Annotated in this window: 17 protein-coding genes; 2 read left to right on the top strand and 15 right to left on the bottom strand. The window is 61.6% G+C overall.

Annotation, left to right across the window (positions count from 1 at the left end; genetic code table 11):
* Positions 1-24: 24 nt before the first annotated feature.
* The 15 genes from nuoF to BLU35_RS16865 all read right to left on the bottom strand — a co-directional run bounded on the left by nuoF (position 25) and on the right by BLU35_RS16865 (position 14006).
* Positions 25-1290 (bottom strand): NADH-quinone oxidoreductase subunit NuoF, encoded by a 1266-nt coding sequence (nuoF, locus tag BLU35_RS16935; protein ID WP_093233818.1) that lies wholly within the window; start codon positions 1288-1290, stop codon positions 25-27.
* Between the two features lie 4 nt (positions 1291-1294).
* Positions 1295-1807: an NADH-quinone oxidoreductase subunit NuoE gene (gene nuoE, locus BLU35_RS16930; protein WP_093233817.1), complete on the bottom strand. Its 513-nt coding sequence runs from the start codon at positions 1805-1807 to the stop codon at positions 1295-1297.
* A gap of 16 nt (positions 1808-1823) precedes the next feature.
* Positions 1824-3038: an NADH dehydrogenase (quinone) subunit D gene (gene nuoD / locus BLU35_RS16925; RefSeq protein ID WP_093233816.1), complete on the bottom strand. Its 1215-nt coding sequence runs from the start codon at positions 3036-3038 to the stop codon at positions 1824-1826.
* A gap of 92 nt (positions 3039-3130) precedes the next feature.
* Positions 3131-3667 (bottom strand): NADH-quinone oxidoreductase subunit C, encoded by a 537-nt coding sequence (locus BLU35_RS16920; RefSeq protein ID WP_093233815.1) that lies wholly within the window; start codon positions 3665-3667, stop codon positions 3131-3133.
* Positions 3664-4167, bottom strand: a complete 504-nt coding sequence (locus BLU35_RS16915; RefSeq protein WP_093233814.1) for a NuoB/complex I 20 kDa subunit family protein — start codon at positions 4165-4167, stop codon at positions 3664-3666. The genes BLU35_RS16920 and BLU35_RS16915 overlap by 4 nt, the downstream gene beginning before the upstream one ends.
* Positions 4155-4520, bottom strand: coding sequence for an NADH-quinone oxidoreductase subunit A (locus BLU35_RS16910; protein ID WP_093233813.1), 366 nt, complete (start codon positions 4518-4520; stop codon positions 4155-4157). The genes BLU35_RS16915 and BLU35_RS16910 overlap by 13 nt, the downstream gene beginning before the upstream one ends.
* 153 nt (positions 4521-4673) lie before the next feature.
* Entirely contained in the window at positions 4674-6113 is a 1440-nt protein-coding gene (locus BLU35_RS16905) for an NADH-quinone oxidoreductase subunit N (RefSeq protein ID WP_093233812.1), read from the bottom strand.
* A complete protein-coding gene (locus tag BLU35_RS16900; RefSeq protein WP_093233811.1) occupies positions 6110-7585 on the bottom strand; it encodes a complex I subunit 4 family protein in 1476 nt (491 codons plus the stop codon). The genes BLU35_RS16905 and BLU35_RS16900 overlap by 4 nt, the downstream gene beginning before the upstream one ends.
* Positions 7585-9369 (bottom strand): Na(+)/H(+) antiporter subunit D, encoded by a 1785-nt coding sequence (locus BLU35_RS16895; RefSeq protein WP_093233810.1) that lies wholly within the window; start codon positions 9367-9369, stop codon positions 7585-7587. The genes BLU35_RS16900 and BLU35_RS16895 overlap by 1 nt, the downstream gene beginning before the upstream one ends.
* Positions 9362-9616 carry a hypothetical protein gene (locus BLU35_RS16890; RefSeq protein ID WP_093233809.1) on the bottom strand — a complete coding sequence of 85 codons (255 nt, stop codon included), beginning with the start codon at positions 9614-9616 and terminating at the stop codon, positions 9362-9364. Before BLU35_RS16890 ends, BLU35_RS16895 begins: the two co-directional genes overlap by 8 nt.
* Positions 9613-11076: a monovalent cation/H+ antiporter subunit D family protein gene (locus BLU35_RS16885; protein ID WP_093233808.1), complete on the bottom strand. Its 1464-nt coding sequence runs from the start codon at positions 11074-11076 to the stop codon at positions 9613-9615. The genes BLU35_RS16890 and BLU35_RS16885 overlap by 4 nt, the downstream gene beginning before the upstream one ends.
* A gap of 4 nt (positions 11077-11080) precedes the next feature.
* Positions 11081-11383 carry an NADH-quinone oxidoreductase subunit NuoK gene (nuoK, locus tag BLU35_RS16880; protein ID WP_065376020.1) on the bottom strand — a complete coding sequence of 101 codons (303 nt, stop codon included), beginning with the start codon at positions 11381-11383 and terminating at the stop codon, positions 11081-11083.
* The gene (locus BLU35_RS16875) at positions 11383-11883 is read right to left on the bottom strand and encodes an NADH-quinone oxidoreductase subunit J family protein (RefSeq protein WP_093233807.1); all 501 of its coding nucleotides are present in this window, start codon (positions 11881-11883) and stop codon (positions 11383-11385) included. Before BLU35_RS16875 ends, nuoK begins: the two co-directional genes overlap by 1 nt.
* 310 nt (positions 11884-12193) lie before the next feature.
* Positions 12194-13189 carry an ABC transporter permease gene (locus tag BLU35_RS16870; RefSeq protein ID WP_093233806.1) on the bottom strand — a complete coding sequence of 332 codons (996 nt, stop codon included), beginning with the start codon at positions 13187-13189 and terminating at the stop codon, positions 12194-12196.
* 46 nt (positions 13190-13235) lie between these two features.
* Positions 13236-14006 (bottom strand): ATP-binding cassette domain-containing protein, encoded by a 771-nt coding sequence (locus BLU35_RS16865; RefSeq protein WP_093233805.1) that lies wholly within the window; start codon positions 14004-14006, stop codon positions 13236-13238.
* 170 nt (positions 14007-14176) lie between these two features.
* Between BLU35_RS16865 and BLU35_RS16860 the strand changes: the two genes are divergently transcribed.
* Both BLU35_RS16860 and BLU35_RS16855 read left to right on the top strand, forming a co-directional pair.
* On the top strand, positions 14177-15157 hold the full coding sequence (locus BLU35_RS16860; protein WP_093233804.1) for an NAD-dependent epimerase/dehydratase family protein: 981 nt from the start codon (positions 14177-14179) through the stop codon (positions 15155-15157).
* Between the two features lie 47 nt (positions 15158-15204).
* On the top strand, positions 15205-16197 hold the full coding sequence (locus BLU35_RS16855; protein WP_093233803.1) for a sugar-binding protein: 993 nt from the start codon (positions 15205-15207) through the stop codon (positions 16195-16197).
* Positions 16198-16289: the final 92 nt, after the last annotated feature.

The following is a 16289-nucleotide window of genomic DNA, read 5'->3' as shown; positions in this document are numbered from 1 at the left end:
TACTCGCCCGCGCTAGAGCGCTCCTCAGTGGAACGGACACTTCCGCTCCTCGATATGGGCGACGAACTCCTCGCGGAAATACGCCAGCGAGGCCCGCAATCCCATCGCCGCGCCGTCACCCAAAGCACAAAACGTATTGCCGAAAATGCCCTTGCAGAGCATATCCAGCTGCTCCATGTCGCCGGGGGCGCCCTCGCCCGCTTCGATCCGGCGCAGCACTTTCACCATCCAGTTCAGCCCCTCGCGGCAGGGTGTGCACTTGCCACAGGACTCGTGGTGAAAGAACTCGATGATGCGGGTGGCGACCTTGACCATGCAGGTCGTGTCGTCGACGACGATCACCCCGGCCGAGCCCAGCATCGTGCCGGCGGCAGCAAGCGAGTCAAAGTCCATCCCGACGTCCAGGCCCGGCTCCGGGATCACCGGCGCGGAAACACCACCTGGGATCACCGCCTTGATCTTGCGACCGGCCGGCGGCCCGCCGGCATGGTCCTCGACGAGTTCGCGAAGCGGAATTCCCATCGGCAGTTCGTAAAGCCCGGGTTTGCGCACCTGCCCGCTGACGCAATAGAGCTTCGGTCCGGGGCTCTTCTCCGGTCCGATGCTGCGGAACCAATCGGCACCCCGCGCCACGATATGCGGCACGCAGACCAGCGTCTCGACATTGTTGATGACGGTCGGGCTGGAATAAAGCCCTGCAACCGCCGGGAATGGCGGCTTCAGGCGCGGCTGCGCCCTCTTGCCCTCCAGCGAGTCGAGCATCGCGGTCTCCTCGCCACAGATATAGGCACCCGCGCCGCAATGGACGTGCACGACGAAATTGAAATCCGAGCCTAGTATCCGGGTTCCGAGATACCCTTTGGCCTTGGCCTCCGCGATCGCCTGTTCCAGCCTTCGGATCGCCAGCACATACTCTCCGCGAATATAGACATAGGCGACCTCAGCCCCGATCGCGTAGGCACTGATCGCCATGCCCTCGATCAGCTGGTGCGGGTCGCGCTCCATGACGATACGGTCCTTGAAGGTGCCGGGCTCCCCTTCGTCGGCGTTGCAGCAGAGATATTTCGGCTTGTCGGCCCGCTTCGGCACGAAACTCCACTTCATGCCGGTCGGAAACCCGGCTCCGCCACGGCCGCGCAGGTTCGATCGCTTGACGAGCTCGACGATCTCGTCGGGCGTGTATTCCTTGAGGGCTTTGGCAAGCCCTCGATAGCCACCGCCGGACTCATAGGTGGAGAGGAGATGTCCATCCGGCACGTGCACGTTCTTCAGAAGAACCGGTTCGTACATGGCGCTATTCCCCCGGTGGTTCGGCGGCAGCAAGATCGGCGCCGATCGTCTCGGGCACCGTCGCGCGCAGCCGGGCGAGGAGCGCATCGATCCGCTCGATGTCGAGATTGCCGTGATAGTCGTCGCCGACCTGCATCACCGGGGCCATCTCGCAGGCGCCCAGGCATTCGACAGTCGACAGCGTGAACAGCCCGTCGGGGGTCGTGCCGCCCTTCTTGATCCTAAGGACCTCCTCCAGATGCGTCAGCAGGTCCTCGGAGCGCCGCAGCATGCAGGAGACATTGTCGCAAAGCTGCAGATGGAACGTCCCCACCGGCTCGGTATGGAAAAGCGTATAGAAGGTCGCCAGCTCGTAGACCCAGATCCGCTCGACACCGAGGATTTCGGCGACCTCTTCCAGCACCGGCCCGGGCAGATGGCCATGTTCCGTTTGCGCGATCAGAAGCGCGGGCATGATCGCCGAGCGCTGGTCGGGGTACCGCGCCGCCGCCTGTTCGATCTTTTCGCGCATCGTCATCACGTCCAAATCCCTGCTACTTGTCCACCTCCGCCATCACAGGATCGAGGCTGCCGAGCACGGCGATCATGTCCGCCAGATAGCGAGCGTTCGTCACTCCGAAGACCGCCTGGAGGTTGACGAACGAGGGTGCCCTGACCTTCATGCGAAACGGTTTCGGCGACCCGTCGCTGATGATGTAGAAGCCCAGCTCACCCTTGGGTGCCTCGATTGCCGAATAGACCTCGCCCTTCGGCACGTTGAAGCCATAGGCCGACAGGTCGAAATGCTGGATCAACGCCTCCATCGAGCAATGCACGCGCTCCTTGTCGACGGGGAAGGCGATCGTCGGCATGTCGACCTGGAACGGCCCCTCGGGCATCTGGTCGATGCATTGTTCGATGATCCGCATGCTTTCGCGCATCTCGTCGACCCGGCACCGCCAACGTGCATAACAATCGCCCTCGGTGCGGGTGATGACATTGAAATCGAGCCGGTCGTAGATCTCGTAAGGCTCGTCACGGCGGATGTCCCAGTCGACGCCGGAAGCCCGCAGGTTAGGACCGCTCAGTCCAAGATCAATGGAGTCCTCGGCAGAGATGACGCCAATGCCCTGGGTGCGTTTCAGGAACACCCGGTTGTCTTCGAGCAACCGCTCATAGTCGCGGATCCGGTTCGGGAAGATGTCGCAGAACTCCCGGATCTTCGGGAAGAATTCGTCAGGAAGGTCCTCGCGCACGCCACCAACCCGGCAGAAGGAGGTGTGCATGCGCGCGCCGGTGACCATTTCCATGAGATCCATGATCATTTCACGTTCGCGCATCACGTAAAGCAGCGCGGTCATGGCGCCGAGATCCATCGGTAGTGCGCCGGTGATCAGCAGATGACCGGAGATGCGCGCGAGTTCCGCCATCATCACGCGGATATATTGCGCCCGCACCGGGGCCTCGATGCCAAGGAGTTTCTCCACCGCGAGCGCGAAGGCCAGGTTGTTCGAAGGTGGGCAGAGATAGTCGAGCCGGTCGGTCAGCGGGAAGATCTGCGTATAGGTGAAACTTTCCGCCAGTTTTTCGGTGCCGCGATGCAGGTAGCCGATGTGGGGGTCCACCCGCTTGACATATTCGCCGTCCAGTTCGAGGACGAGCCGGAGAACCCCATGGGTGCTGGGGTGCTGGGGCCCGAGATTGAGAAGCACTTCCTTGCTGTTGAGCGCTTCTCCTTCCGGCCTCGTGAGCTCGGTGACTTCGGTCATCTCAACTCTCCGGCGTCGATCGGTCTCCGTAGTTCATGATGATGTCGGATCGGTCCCAGCGGAAAACCGCCCGCACCAGTCCTTCTCCCTCCCTATGGAATCTCCCGCGTGGCGAGGTCTGGCTGTGTCGGCGGCGGACCTTCGGCACCAAACGGGTTCAGCTTGTCCTTGTAACCCCTGAGCGGGAAATCCTTGCGCTGAGGAAAGCCCTCGAAGCCCTCCCACATATAGATCCGGCGCAAATCGGGATGCCCCTGGAATCGGATGCCATACATGTCCCAAGCTTCGCGCTCATGCCAGTTGGCGGTGCGCCAGACCGCGGTGACCGAGGGGACCTCAGGCGGGTCGCCAAGCCGACACTTGATGCGGACCCGCCAGCGGTTGGGCAGCGAATAGAGATGATAGACCGCCTCGAAGCGCGGCGTTTCGGGATAGTGGTCGACGCCGCAGATGTCGGAAAGGAAATTGAACCTGAGCTCCGGATCGTCTTTCAGGAACCGGCAGAACTCGACGATCTTTTCGGGCGGAACCATAAAGACATCGATGCCATGTGCAGTGCCGAGATCCTCGATCGTTTCCCCGAAGCGCTCCAGGATCGGAGCGCGATTGAGAGACGGCTCGACACTCATGATGCCGCAGCCCGATCGAGAGGCGTTCCGGCCAGCGCGCGGGACCTCTTGATCTTTTCTTGCAGCAGCAGGAAGCCATGCATCAGCGCCTCGGGGCGCGGTGGGCATCCGGGGACGTGCACGTCAACCGGAACGAAAGTTTCAGACCCTTGCACCACGGCATAGGTGTTGTAGACGCCGCCCGATATAGCGCAGGTACCCATGGCGATCACCCAGCGCGGCTCCGGCATCTGGTCGTAGAGCCGGCGCACGACGGGCGCGAATTTACGGGTCACAGTGCCAGCGATGATCATCACATCGGACTGCCGCGGCGAAGGGCGGAACACCACACCGAACCGGTCGAGGTCGTAGCGCGCGCAACCGGCCGAGATCATTTCGATGGCACAACAGGCGATACCGAAGGTCTCGGGCCACAAGGCCGACCTTCGGCTCCAATTGATGACGCTCTCGGCCGTGGTGAACAGCACGCTGTCCTGGATTGCGTTTCCTACTCCTCCCATTCCAGCGCTCCCTTCAGCCAGGCGTAGGCGAAGCCCACGAGAAGCAGGACGATAAAGACGAACATCTCAAGATAGCCGACGATACCGATCTCTTTGAGGACGACCGCCCAGGGAAAGAGAAACATCGCCTCGACATCGAAGACGACCAGGAGGATCGCGAGGATGAAGAACTGCACCCTGAAGCGCCCCCCGGCCGCCTCGCCTGCCGGGTCCATGCCGCATTCATAGGGCATGTTCTTTTCGGGATAAGGATTGGACGGCCGCAAGAGCGAGGAAACAAAAAGCGTCGCCCCCACCACCAGAACAATTCCGGCGATCATGATAAGAACCGGGAGGAATTCCGCTGCAGACATATTGCGCAGCCCGGTCACCCATCGGGGACGTTGCTCAAGCCGCGATCGGCTCATTCCGGCCGGTAACGCGGTCGCCCCGGGAAGCGACTAAGGGCATTCCTTTCCTAAACCGCTAGTTTATTCCGTCGCATGGGCCAATGCAAATCCGATCGCTCAGCCGCCGAAGGCCGACTGCTGAGCGAGCTTCAGAAACCACGCAGGAAACAGTCCGATGCCGACCGTGCCGGCGGCGGTGACGGCGAGAGCGGCGCCGACCAGAGGCGTCAGCGCCGGCTCGAACACCCGTTCCGGCTCGCGCATGAACATCACCATGACGATGCGGATGTAGAAATAGGCGGCGACAGCGCTCAAGAGCACTGCGATCACGGCCAGCAGGACGAAACCACGCTCGACGAGCGCAACCAGCACGTAGAACTTGGCGAAGAAGCCTGCCGTCGGCGGAATGCCCGCGAGCGAGAACAGATAGAGCAACATCAGTAGAGCCAGCCCCGGATGCAGCTTGGCGAAACCGGCATAGTCCTCGATAACCTCGCCCGAGAAATTGCCATTTCGCATCATGATGACGGCGCCGAAGATGCCGAGATTCATGAAGGTGTAGATCAAGAGGTAGAGCATCACACTGGCGACCCCGTCGGCACCGCCGGCCACGATGCCGAAAATGGCAAAGCCGGCATGGGCGATGCTGGAATAGGCGAGCAGACGCTTGAAATTGTCCTGCACCAGCGCCACGAAACTGCCGAGCGCCATCGTCACCACCGCGATTACGGCTAATATGATCCAGACGTTGGAGCCTGCGACCAATGGATTGAGAAACACCCTGAGGATCACCGCGAAACCCGCCGCCTTGGGCCCGACGGACATGAAGGCGGTTATCGTCGTCGGTGCACCCTCGTAGACATCCGGCACCCACATGTGGAACGGCACCGCGCCAATCTTGAAGACCAGTCCGGCGACAATGAAGACCACCGCCAGAAGCAAGCCCGGATCGAGCGGATCACCGGTGACTGCTGCCGCCATCCGATCCAGTTGCGTCGTGCCGGTGAGGCCGTAGAGCAGCGAGACGCCATAAAGGAATATCCCGGTCGAGACTGCGCCGAGGATCACATATTTCAGTGCCGCCTCGTTTGACCGTTGCTCACGCCGCAGGAAGCCGGTCAGCACGTAGGTGCAGAGCACCATCAGTTCGAGACCGACATAGATCGACAGGAGATCGGTTGCCGAGGCCATGATCATCATGCCGGAAAGCGCAAGCAGCAGCAGGACGTAGTATTCGCTGCCGCCGATCCCTTCGATATCGGCATAGTTGCGCGAGAGCAGGAACGTCAGGACGATCGCCAGGTAAAACAGGGACTTGAAGAAGACAGAGAACGGGTCGGCGACGAACATGCCTGCATAGGCCGGCTGCGCTCCACCCGACAGTGTGAATGTCCCCAGGGCGGCAAGCAGCACGACTGCGACCGAGGCCCAGACAAGGACAGCGTCCCGTCCCTTCGGCACGAACTGTCCGGCGATCAGCAGGATGCAGGCCCCCGTAACCACGATGATTTCGGGCAGGCTCGCGACGATCGACGGAAGGAGCGCCACGGCAGTCATGGGCCGTTCCCCTTGTCGTGCACCTGCTGCAAGAGATGCGTGACCGAGCTATCGATGATGGCGAGAAAGGGCTTTGGGTAGAGCCCGACCCAAAACACGAAAACGGCGAGCGGCAGGATCGCCGCCATCTCGCGGCCGTTGACATCGCGGACCTTGAAGCGCGTACCGACACTCGCCGGACCAAGCGCGACCTTCCGGTACATGCCGAGCAGATAGGCTGCGCCCAGCAATGCGCCCAAAACTGCGACCGCGCCGAGGGCCAGGTTGGCCGCAAACCCGCCCGACAGCACCAGCAACTCACCCACGAACGCGTTCGTTCCCGGCAGCGCCATCGAGGACAGCACGAACAGCGCCAGAAACCCGGTGTAGACAGGCGCGACCTTCATCAAGCCGCCATAGTCGGCGATGCTGCGAGTGTGGGTCCGCTCGTAGATCAGGCCGACGAACAGAAACAGGGCGCCGGTCGTCACGCCATGATTGAACATCTGCAGGATGCTGCCTTGGAGCCCGAGCGGGTTGAGGGCAAATATCCCAAGCGTCACGAAACCCATATGGCTGATGCTGGAATAGGCCACCAGCTTCTTCAGGTCGTCCTGCGCCAGCGCCAGCAGGCCGCCATAGACGATCGCGAGCGCCGAAAGCGCCATCATCAGGGTCGAATAATGGACCGAGGCCTCCGGCAGCATCGGCAGCGAGAACCTTAAGAACCCATAGGCGCCCATCTTCAGGAGCACGCCGGCAAGGATGATGCTGCCTGCCGTTGGAGCCTGCACATGGGCGTCCGGCAGCCAGGTATGGAGCGGGACCATCGGCACCTTGACCGCGAATGCGACAAGGAAGGCAAAGAACAGCCAGGACTGAACCTCGAACGGCAGGTCGAGTTCCATCAAAGCAAGGATGTCGAAGGTCCTGCCGCCCTCGAAATAGAGCACGATGATGCCGATCAGGAACAGGAGGCTGCCCGCCAGGGTGTAAAGGAAGAACTTGAACGCCGCATAGACCCGGCCGTCGGCGCCCCAGATACCGATGATCAGATACATCGGGATCAGCATCGCCTCCCAGCAGACGTAGAACAGAAACAGGTCGAGGGCCGAGAACACACCCAACATCAGGGCCTGCATGACGAGCAGGCTGATCATGAACTGCTTCACCTTGCGGTCGATGGCGATCCATGAGGCGAGCACCGAGATCCAGCCCAACAGCGCAGTCAGGAACACGAAGAGCGCACTGATTCCGTCGACACCGAGCGCAAAGGTAATGCCGAGCGCCGGCACCCACGGGCGCTTCTCGACGAACTGCATCTCGGAGGTCCCGGTGTCAAAACTGGCGAGCATCGCGATGGCGAGCGCCAAGTCGAGCACGGTGAAGCCGAGCGCCGCCCACCGCACGAGATCGTCGCTGCGCAGGAACATCACGACCGCTGCCCCGGCGGCAGGTACGAAGACGATGAGGCTGAGCAGCGGGAACGCCATCACACCCCCTGCTGCCACGCGACGGCAAAAACGGCGATCGCCGCGATCACACCGGCGATCATCGCCAGCGCGTAGTGAGTGACGACGCCGGTCTGCAGACGCCGCAGCGCACCGCCGCCAACAAGGATCGCACGCGCGAAGCCATTCACGGCGGCATCGACGCCGTTGAGATCGACCCGCAGCCCGGCGCGCGCCGTCCCGTGCAGAAGCGGCAACGCTAAGGTGTCGGACACGTTGCTCACCGCCTTTTCATAGCGCGCCAGCGGCTTCTCGGCGAGCCACAGGAAGGCACGCGCACCCTTGCGGTAGAACCAGTCCGTGTCGATGCTGATTGTGTTTTCCGGATCGAGCGCTTTCAGGAACAGGACGAAGCCCAGCGCGGTAAACATCAGCAAGCCCAGGCTCTCGGTGACATGGACGCCCGTATAGGGCTCAAAGGCGACCGGATAGGGAAGCAGCGCGTAAAGCGGTTCCGGGAACACGCCGATCACGATGCACAACACCGCCGCTATCCCCATGGCAACCAGCATGTTGCGGGGCGGCTCCCGCGCCTCCAGCTTTCGGTCCGTGCCGAAAAACATGTAGTAGGGCAGCTTGAGTCCGGTGTGCAGGAACGTGCCCGAAGAAGCCATCGTCAGCGCCAGAACCACGAGCGCCCGGTGGTCCTGCCCGGCGGCGGCTATCATCATCGACTTGGTGACGAAGCCCGAGAAGAACGGAAAGGCGGAGATCGCGAAAGCGCCGACCATGTAGAGGGCAACCGTCAGCGGCATGGTTTTGTAGAGCCCGCCGAGCTCGGTGAGCTTACGCCGCCCGGTGACCTCAATCACCGCCCCCGCGCCCATGAAGAGAAGCGCCTTGTAGAGGATATGGGCAAACGCGTGGCTGGTGGCTCCGTTCACGGCCATCTCGGTGCCGATGCCGATACCCGCCACCATGTAACCCACCTGGCTGACGATGTGATAGGCAAGCAGCCGCCGACAGTCGTTCTCAAGCACCGCGTAGATGACGCCGTAGAGCGCCATCACAGCACCGAGCCAGACGAGAAGCTCGGTTCCAGGAAATGCACGCGCCAACACGTAGACGGCCGTCTTGGTGGTGAAGGCGCTCATGAACACCGCCCCCGTGACGGTCGCCTCGGGGTAGGCATCGGTCAGCCAGGCATTGAGCGGCGGCACAGCGGCATTCAGCAAAAAACCTGCAAGGATCAGATAGCCGCCTGTATCCATTGTTCCCGCGAGAGCGCCGCCCGCGATCGGACCGAAGAGCAGCGAGCCGGCTGCGAGCCCGTGAAGCACGATACCGCCGAGCAGAGCGACGCCACCCGTCAGATGCACCATCAGATAGCGGAACGCGGCACGGATTGCCCGTTCGCCTCCTTGCGCGAAGACCAGATAGGCCGACGCAAACGCCATGCCCTCCCAGAAGAGGTAAAGGGTGAGGTAGTCGCCGGCGAATACAACGCCGAGCGCGCTGCCGACGTAGACGAAGGCCGCCACATGCTGGCCGGCTTGCGACAGATGCAGCGCGTAGACCATGCCGATCAGCGCCATGATGGTGAAAACGGTGGCGAACACGATGCTGAGCTTGTCAACCTTTGCAAACAGGATTTCCTGCCCGATGAAGTGCGCCGCGCCATAACTGCCCGGCTCCATCGTGAGCACCGCGACAATCGCCAAAACCGGGATCAGCACCAGGTAGGTCTTGCGGATCGATCCCTTCAGGAACGGGATCGGCAAGGCACCGAGCATGAACAGCAGAGCGGGATGGACGAACTCAATCATAATAGTCCTCGCGCCGCATGAGCCCACCCTGATGGCCGAGGAATTTGGAAACGAAGATGAGCAGCAGGCAGGAGCCGAAGCCATAGACGGCAGACCAGCCAGGCAAGCGGTCCCAGAGGTATTCGGCGTGTTCGCGCGGAACCAGGAAATCGGCGACGACGATGAGAACGAGCACGGTATAGAACAACCGGCGGCGCGACCGCGCATAGCCCTCGTCACCAAAGAAATCGACGACACGCTTGATCATCTGACCACTCCTTCCGCCAAGGCGAGGAAATAACCGGGGAAGATGCCCATCAACACCGACAAGGCAGCGGTGGCGACCAGCGGGATCGTCACCAGCGGAATTTCACGGACAGGTTCCGTCGCTCCCGGCGCCTCCGCTTTGAAGAAGGCGATATAGCTGACGGGCAGGAAGTAGGCGGCGTTGAGGACCGAGCTCGCCAAGAGGACGGCCAGGAACGCCATCTCGCCTGCTTCGACCGAGCCGAGCGTCAGATACCACTTGCTAACGAAGCCGGCAGTTGGCGGCACGCCGATCATGCTGAGTGAAGCGACGAAGAATGCCCCCATCGTCCAGGGCAGCCGGCGGCCGATGCCGGCCATGTCGCTGATGTTTCGTTTTCCCGAGGCGCAGTAGATCGATCCGGCGCAAAAGAACAGCGTGATCTTTGAGAAGGCGTGCACGGCGATATGAAGGATGCCGCCAATCATCGCGACGGGGGACAAAAGCACCGCGCCCAGCACCACGTAGGAGAGCTGGCTGACCGTCGAATAGGCGAGCCGCGCCTTCAGGTCGTCCCGGGTCAGGGCATAGATCGACGCCATCAGGATGGTGAAGGAGACGAGGTAGGCCGTCGCAATGCCAAGACCCAGCCTGCCCACCAGATCCACGCCGAAGACATGGAACACCACCCGCAACACGCAGAACACGCCCATCTTGACCACCGCCACGGCATGTAGGAGCGCGCTGACCGGCGTCGGTGCAACCATTGCGGCGGGCAGCCAGGCATGCATCGGCATCACGGCGGCCTTGGCGAAGCCGAACAGGTAGCAGAAATAGACAACCGTCAGCAGCGGCGCCGAGGCATCGACCCTCGCCAGCAACCCTCCGGGTACAAAGTCGAGTGACCCGGCAATTTGATAGGTCAGCGCCAGCGCTGCGAGAAGCACGCTTTTCGACGCGCCCATCAGGTAGACGAGGTACTTGCGGCTGCCCGCCCAGGCCTCTTCGTCCTCATGGTGGTAGACGAGCGGATAGGTCACGAGGCTCAGCACCTCGTAGAAGATCACCAGCGTGAACAGATTGGCAGCAAAAGCACCACCGACGGCGGCGGCGAGACTGGTGGCAAAGCAGGCGAAGAAGCGGGTCTGCGCGTGCTCGTTCAGGTGCCGCATGTAGCCGATGGAATAGACTGCCGCGACGATCCACAGGAGCGAGGAGACGGTAGCAAACACCATGCCGAGCGCGTCGACCCGGAAAGCGAAGTCGATCCCCGGCAGGATCTCGAACAGGCGCAGTACGACGGTGCCGCCCGCCAGCACGATGGGCGCCATCGAGATGACGATCGCGAACATGGCGACTGCAGCCAGAGGCGAGACGGCATCCCGGATTTTCTCGTGCTTGTTCAGAAGGAGAACTGCAAGTGCCGCCAGCCCGGCGATGGCGACGGCAAGTAGCGGCCGGACTGATAGCACCGGTTCCAAGCCGCTATCCTTTCATCGCCGTCACGTCGTCGATCTTGAGGGTGGCCTTGTTCCTCACGAGGGCGACCAGAATGCCGAGGGCGACGGCAACCTCCGCCGCGGTGATGGCGATGACGAAGATCGCGAAGATCTGCCCGCGAAAATCATCGTAGTAACGTCCGAACGCGATGAAATTGATGTTGACCGAGTTGAGCAGCAGTTCGAGCGACATCAGCACGACCAGGATGTTGCGCCTGAGCAGCACACCCGCGGCTCCGATCACGAACAGGACTACTGCGAGCGAAATGTACCACCAGAGCGGAACCATCACCCGGGCTCCTTCCGTGCCAGCACGATCGCGCCGACAAGTGCCGCGAGAAGGATGATCGAAGCGACTTCAAACGGCAGGAGATAGTCGGCGAAAAGTGTCGTGCTGAGCTGCCTGACTTGATCGCCGGCGCGCCGTGCCATCGGCTCAACCGCCGAGAAGCGGCCGCTCCAGAGCACCAGTGCAAGCATCTCGACCCCAAGCAGGACGAGCAGGGTCAATGCAGGCAGATTTCGCCCCGGCAGAAACCGCTGCAGCACCGCCTCGCGCACGTCGATCATCATGATCACGAACAGGAAGAGGACCATGATGGCGCCGACATAGACGAAGATCTGAACGACTGCGAGCAGCGGCGCCTCGAGCAGGACGAAGATTGCCGAGATTTGCAGGAAACACGCCATCAGCGCCAACGCGCTGTGGACAGGGTTGCGCGCCAGGACGACTGTCAGGGCGGTGATCACGGCCCCCGCAGCAAACAAAAGGAAGAACCCCTGGCCCATTGACGCAGCCTCTCCCGCGCGAACCCTTCCGCGGCGCGTGACGGCCGGAATTCAGATAGCGCCGCACTTCGGTTGCGTTCATAAATTGTGCCTGAGGGAAGGATTTTTCACAAGAATATTGTCGGCAACATAATCGAATGAGCTCGCAAACAAACTTGCGGCCCCTCGCCGGCTTTAACGCAAGCAATGTCAGTAGATTCATTGAAGAACTGGGATGCTTCGGCGGGACACCACTCGCGTGACTTCTGGCTTACGTCGCAACCCAGTCCCTTCTACAGTCCTCGTGAGAAACGTGCCGGAAGGCTGAATGCTACTCGCCCTGGCGGAAATTGCGGATACGATCGAAAAGAACCGCGAGGATAGTCGCACTGCCGATGAACGTACCCTGCCAGAAGGCGTTGATGCCGAGAAGCCCGAGGCTATTGCGGATCACCTCGATCAGTGCGGCGCCGACGAGCGCGCCGAAGGCAGTGCCGACGCCACCGGCGAGATTCGCGCCCCCGATCACGGCCGCAGCGATGACCTGCAGTTCCATGCCGGCGCCGATATTGGTCGTCACCGCACCGAGCCAGCCGGTTTGGATGATGCCGGCGATGCCGGCCGAGAGCGCCGAGATCATGTAGACGCAGACCTTGATCGGCCGCACGGGGAGGCCCGTGGCAGTGGCCGCCTTCTCGTTGCCGCCGATGGCGTAAATGTAGCGGCCAATCCGGGTCCAGCGCAGCACGAAACCGGTGAACAATGCCAGCATGATCATGTAGATCACCGGGTTGGCGATACCGAAGATGGATCCGCCGCCGAGCGACAGCAGTTTGTCGTGGTCCGGGCCGAACTCGAAAACCACCGTATTGTTGGACGCGACCATGGCCAGGCTTCGGGCAATCGAGAGCATGCCGAGGGTCACGACAAAAGGCGGAAAACCGAGATAAGCAATGAGAATGCCGTTGAACGCTCCGATCACCAACGCCGTCGCGATCGAGACGGCAATACCCGTCTCGATGCCGTATCCCGCGTGCATCGTGACGGCGAGCACCATGCTGCACAGGCACAGCACCGAGCCCACCGAGAGGTCGATCCCGCCGGTGATGATGACGAGCGTCATGCCGAGGGCGATGATCGCGACGAAGGTGACGTTGCGGGTGATGTTGTAAAGATTCTTTGCGGTCGCGAAGCTGTCGGTGGCAAATGACAGAAAGATGCAGGCAAGGATGACAGCGATCAGAACCCAGAAGGTCTGGTTCCCGAGGATCGTTCCTCCGAGCGTGCGCTGCCTGCGCTCGATCGTCTGGTCCAGGGTCGTTGCCATAGTTCCTCCCATTCCTCCGGTGCAGAAGATCGAGCTCGCTTGTCCCTCATCCCCCCTCGATGGCGCCGGTAATCAGCCCCGTCACCTCCTCCGGCGAAGTCTCTGATATCGGTTTGTCCGCCACCTTGCGGCCTCGGCGCATGACGACGACGCGATCGGCGACATCGAAGACATCGGGCATACGATGGCTGATGAGCACGACCAGGATACCGCGATCGCGCAACTGCCGGATCAGATGCAGCACTTCGGCCACCTGACGCACGGAAATTGCCGCCGTCGGCTCGTCCATCAAGACGATCTTCGCCTGCGAGATCATCGTACGCGCAATCGCCACCGCTTGCCGTTGACCACCCGACATCTGCCGCACGAGGTCGCGTGGCCTGGTCTCCGAGCGGAGTTCTTTGAAGATCTCCCCGGCACGGCGATACATTGCCTTATAGTCTAGCACGCGCAAGGGGCCGATACCGCGCCTCAGTTCGCGTCCGAGGAAGACATTCGCGGCGGCGGAGAGGTTGTCACAAAGGGCTAGATCCTGGTGAACGATCTCGATGCCGAACTGCCTTGCCTCGATGGGGCGATGCAGGACGATATCGCTGCCGTTAAGGCGCATGGTTCCGTGGCTCGGACGGAAATTGCCTGCGATCATTTTGACAAGCGTCGATTTGCCGGCGCCGTTGTCCCCCATCAGGCCGACAACCTGACCGGCCTCTAACGACAGCGAAATGTCATTCACTGCCTGTATGGCCCCGAAATGCTTGGAAATATTGCTGAGCTCTAGCAGCACGACCAGCCTTCCAGACTCGCCAACACGCGCCAATCCGCCAGGACGCCTCGCCGCATGTCCGCCCCCTCGCGAGCCAGCGACTGCTTATTTACGCAAATCATCATGAACGCGTCAATGATCTCTCCCCCGATAAACCTGTTTTGTATGACAAATAGACATTGGGGCGAAGCAATCATATATTAGCTAACTCTTGGGAGATAAGCATGCTTATCCTTGTCACCGGGGCAACTGGCAAGGTCGGGCGGCACCTCATAGCAACGCTGCTTGATCGGCCACGTTTTTCGCAAGCGCGCCTTCGCGCGCTCTGCCACAACCGTGTGCTCGATCCAGCCGAGCGGCTCGACATCATCCGCGGCTCCATTGCCGATCGTGCGGTCGCGGAAGACGCGATTGCCGGTGTCAGCCACGTCGTGCATCTGGCGACTTGCAAGGAAACGCCGGCCGACGTCATGGACGTGACCGTCAAGGGCCTCTTCTGGCTGCTCGAAGCGTTCAGAACGAGCCCCACGGCACGGCAGTTCATCCTGATCGGCGGCGACGCCGCGGTCGGGCATTTCTTTTATCCTCATGACGGACCGATAACGGAGTCGACACCGCACCGCGCCTATCCTGGCTGCTACGCGCTCTCGAAAGTGCTCGAGGAAGTGATCGTCGAGCAGTACGCGATCCAATACAGGGTGAACGTCTGTTGCCTCCGGGCGCCGTGGATCATGGAGAAGGACGACTTCAAATATTCGCTTTCCTTCGGCGATGACGTGTTCGGTGGACCCGACTGGAAAACGCTTTTTGCGCCCGACGAAGCCAGGCGCTACGCGGAGGCCGGAACGGTTCCGTTGCTGCGCGATGCCGACGGAAGGCCGCTCAAGCGCAACTTCGTTCACGTCAGCGACCTCGTCTCGGCAATACTCAACACGATCGACAATCCGCGCGCAGAACGCCAGCGCTTCAACGTCGCCATGGATCGCCCGGTCGACTACGGCGAGGTCGCAAGCTACCTCAGGCGCACGCGCGGTCTGCCGTCCGTCGACGTTCCAAGCCACTTCCACTCTAACTGGTTGGACAACAGCAAGGCGAAGTACCTGCTGGGCTGGCAGCCGGAATACGATCTTAAAAAGCTTATCGACCAGGCCTGGCAATACGAGCGTCCGTCAAGCGACCCTCGCATCGTCTGGTATCCGGGTTGATTTGTGCCGCGGACGGACAGTGTCCGCTTGTTCAACGGGAGGATAGAATGAGGAAAGCATTGGTGCTTGCAGTTGCAGCGCTCGCGCTGGCCGCCGGCTCCGCCGGCGCCCAGACGAAAAAGCAGCTCGTCATTGTCGTCAAAGGCCTCGACAATCCGTTCTTCGAGGCGATCAACCAGGGGTGCCAGAAGTGGAACAAGGAAAACACAAGTTCGGAATATGAGTGCTTCTACACCGGCCCGGCGTCGACCTCCGACGAAGCCGGCGAGGCGCAGATCGTCCAGGACATGCTCGGCAAGCCCAGCACGGCTGCGATCGCCATTTCGCCATCCAACGCCAAGCTGATTGCCCAGACATTGAAAACCGCCAAACCGACAGTTCCGGTCATGACGCTCGACGCCGACCTCGCCAAGGAAGACGCGGGCCTGCGCAAGACTTATCTCGGCACCGACAACTACACGATGGGCGCGCGGATCGCCGATTACATCAAGAAGGCCAAGCCGAACGGTGGCAAGATCTGCACGATCGAGGGCAACCCTGGTGCCGACAACATCCTGCGGCGTGCCCAGGGCATGCGTGACGTGCTGACCGGGAAAGACGGGCTTGCCGAACTGAAGGGTGAAGGCGGGTGGACGGAGGTCGCAGGTTGCCCGGTCTTTACCAATGACGACGGCGCAAAGGGCGTACAGGCGATGACGGATATCCTCGCTGCTAATCCCGACCTCGACGCCTTCGGCATCATGGGCGGCTGGCCGCTTTTCGGGGCGCCGCAACCCTATCGCGACCTGTTCAAGCCGATGGCGGACAAGATCGCGAAAAATGAATTCGTCATCGGCGCGGCCGACACGATCGGCGACGAGGTGGCGATTGCCAAGGAAGGTCTCGTAACCGCGCTCGTCGGCCAGCGGCCGTTCGAAATGGGCTACAAGGCGCCGTCGGTCATGCTGGACCTGATCGCCGGCAAGCCCGTGGAGGATCCGGTATTCACGGGCCTCGACGAATGCACCAAGGACACGGCGGATACCTGCATCCAGAAGTAAAAACGGTGGCCGGGGCGTCGTTTGAGGGCTCCCCGGCGCCTCCGCCTTATCCGCTGCGACCGTGGTCGGCACGCTGTTTTGCCGGCTGGCCG

This window comes from Sinorhizobium sp. NFACC03 (assembly GCF_900103435.1).
Classification (GTDB): domain Bacteria; phylum Pseudomonadota; class Alphaproteobacteria; order Rhizobiales; family Rhizobiaceae; genus Ensifer.
This window is presented reverse-complemented; position numbering and strand designations above follow the sequence as displayed.